Source organism: uncultured Thiodictyon sp., assembly GCA_903837595.1.
Lineage (GTDB): Bacteria > Pseudomonadota > Gammaproteobacteria > Chromatiales > Chromatiaceae > Thiodictyon.
The window spans coordinates 1-2324 of sequence record CAILVI010000206.1 but is presented as its reverse complement, the minus strand read 5'-3'; the positions used below and the strand labels follow the sequence as shown (position 1 = coordinate 2324).

Sequence of the window (2324 nt, the reverse complement as noted above, 5' to 3'; positions counted from 1 at the left end):
GACGATGCACAGACGAACACTCCTTCGCAACCTCGCCGCCGTAGTAGCCGCAACGCTGACGGCGCCCTCTTTCGCCCAACACCCGGACCCTGCGAAGCGCAAACCCGACCTCGGCGACGCGGCTGAAGGCCGCTATGCCGGCAACGTGATCTCTGATTCCAAAGGTTCGTCGCACGACGGGGTGACGCTCACGGTCACGCGTATCGGCGTCAACCGCGTCCGGATCACGTCCGATTATCCGCGACTGCCGGTGGTCGAGGTCACGTTGACCAAGGCGATGGGCAAGATCATCCAGGCGCACGGCGACACGGCATACGTCTACGACCCATCAACACGGCAACTCGACGTCAGTTTTCACAATGAAGTCAGTTGGAGCGGTCGGCGGCAATAAGCCTGACGCCCATCCGGCGCATGCGATATGGAATCCGCCTGCGCCAAGTCGGCGGACGACTCGCGGAACTCTGTTGCTGACCGGACTCTCCGGCAAATGCCATTACAGCCTGGGGGCAACGACGTTCTGGTAGTCGTAATGGATCGTCGCCTTTCCGTTCCCGCTCGATTCGCTGTAAGGAAGGCCGTCATCCTTACCGACAGTCAGTTTCGCATCGGACGGGCTGGGCAATCCTGGCATCTCGATGGTATAACTAATACTCTTGGTTTTTCTGCCATCGAGGGTTCCGCTACCTTCGTCTTTGCAGTTGGTCAGCTTAGCCTCACCATTCCGCATCATTTCCAGCGTTTTCTTCGCGACGTCATCAAAATCGGGGGCCTTTTCCCACCCTCTCCCTGCGATACGCACGAAGAACTGCCGGTCGACCTTCATGTACTCAATCTCGGTATTTCCGGATCGGATAATGCTGTGCCAGGCATCCTGTGCGATCTTACGCTCGCCTGCCGTCATGATGGGATCGCAAGCGGCATCCAGCGCCAAGGCAGGCTGTAGCGGTACGCATAAGGCCATCAGGGGCGAAGCGATAACCAGTCGTTTCATGGCATGTTTCCTGTCATTGGACCAAGTGGTGGTGAAAAAGTCATTTCGGCCAGGATAACGAAACTGCGACAGGTGATCGCAATTTCATTGGTCGGGGCTGGATATCAGACCAATAAATGCAGAAAAAAAAGGCACTTTCAGGTATTCGTATCAGCCTTGGTTTCACCGGCCCGTTGTAAATACTGGCTCAGCGTGTGAGAAAGAGAAACGAAGTCCGACGGGATCATTACTACCGTTGTGCTGTTGTTCTCTGCCCCGACCTCGGCAATCATCTGCATTCGCCGCAACTCCAGCGCCGCTGGGTTTTCCATGATTTGCGCAGCCGCCGCAGACAACTTTACCGAGGCCTCAAACTCAGCCTCGGCCTTGATGATACGGGCGCGCTTCTCGCGAATGGCCTCAGCTTGCATCGCCATGACCTGCTGCATCGCCACGGGCAACTCGACATCCTTCATTTCGAAGCGCTGAACTTCCAGTCCCCAGGCGGATGTCGAACCGGCGATACTCTCGCCCAGTAGCGTGTTTATCTTGTCGCGCTCCTGCAAAACCTCGTCGAGATCGTGCTGCCCGATAATGTTACGCAGACCCGTGAGCGCCAACTGATAGACGGCTGCCGGCGCATCCGTAACTTCGATCACCGATTTCGCCGCATCCGCTATCCGATACCATAAGACAGCATTAACTTTGATGGTCACGCTGTCACGCGTAATCGTTTCCTGCTGTTCGGCAGAAACGGTTCGCGTGCGGATGTCGATCGGAATCGTCCGCTCGATGCCCAGCGGAATGATCCAATACAAGCCGGGTCCCCGCAGGCCGATGTACCGCCCCAATCGAAAAATGACGACGCGTTCGTACTCTTGGGCGATGCGCAGACCGGTCACTCCGAGGACGACAAGAACCAGGATGGCGATTAGCATATTGAGGACTCACTTAATCGAAAACGCAGAGGTGTGTTGTCATAGAACTTATCAGTATTTCGTGAAGGGCAGACGCACCGTTGCTCAGCATTCAAGCGCGCGACGTCACTGCCGACAGAGCGTGGCTCCTGCCGCTTAGTGCGCGATCTTGTCCGTTTCGCGATACCCCTGATTGATCGCGCTTTCAGCGGACCCCGAATCTGCGCTGCCCTGCCTCTCCGGTCCAACATAGGCATCCATACGCGCCTTGATCTTCTGCCCCGCCCGGAAGGCCACGACCCGGCGGGCGGTGATCGGGATCTCCTCACCGGTCTTCGGATTGCGCCCGGGGCGCTCCTTCTTATCGCGCAGCTCAAAATTGCCAAAGCCCGACAGCTTGACATCCTGGCCGCGTTCCAGTGATTTGCGGATCTCCT

General features: G+C 57.2%; 4 protein-coding genes. 1 reads left to right on the top strand and 3 read right to left on the bottom strand.

What is annotated here, in order from left to right:
- On the top strand, nt 1-391 hold a 391-nt coding region (locus QZY44_RS11180), incomplete at its 5' end, for a hypothetical protein (protein WP_295446182.1).
- Between the two features lie 102 nt (nt 392-493).
- Here the strand turns inward: QZY44_RS11180 and QZY44_RS11175 are convergent.
- The 3 genes from QZY44_RS11175 to QZY44_RS11165 all read right to left on the bottom strand — a co-directional run.
- On the bottom strand, nt 494-991 hold the full coding sequence (locus tag QZY44_RS11175) for a hypothetical protein (protein ID WP_295446180.1): 498 nt from the start codon (nt 989-991) through the stop codon (nt 494-496).
- Nucleotides 992-1128: 137 nt separating this feature from the next.
- Complete coding sequence (locus QZY44_RS11170) at nt 1129-1908, bottom strand: SPFH domain-containing protein (RefSeq protein WP_295446178.1); 780 nt, start codon at nt 1906-1908, stop codon at nt 1129-1131.
- A 135-nt stretch (nt 1909-2043) separates the two neighbouring features.
- Nucleotides 2044-2324, bottom strand: a 281-nt coding sequence (locus QZY44_RS11165) for an HU family DNA-binding protein (protein WP_365304030.1), incomplete at its 5' end; no start/stop codon positions are given.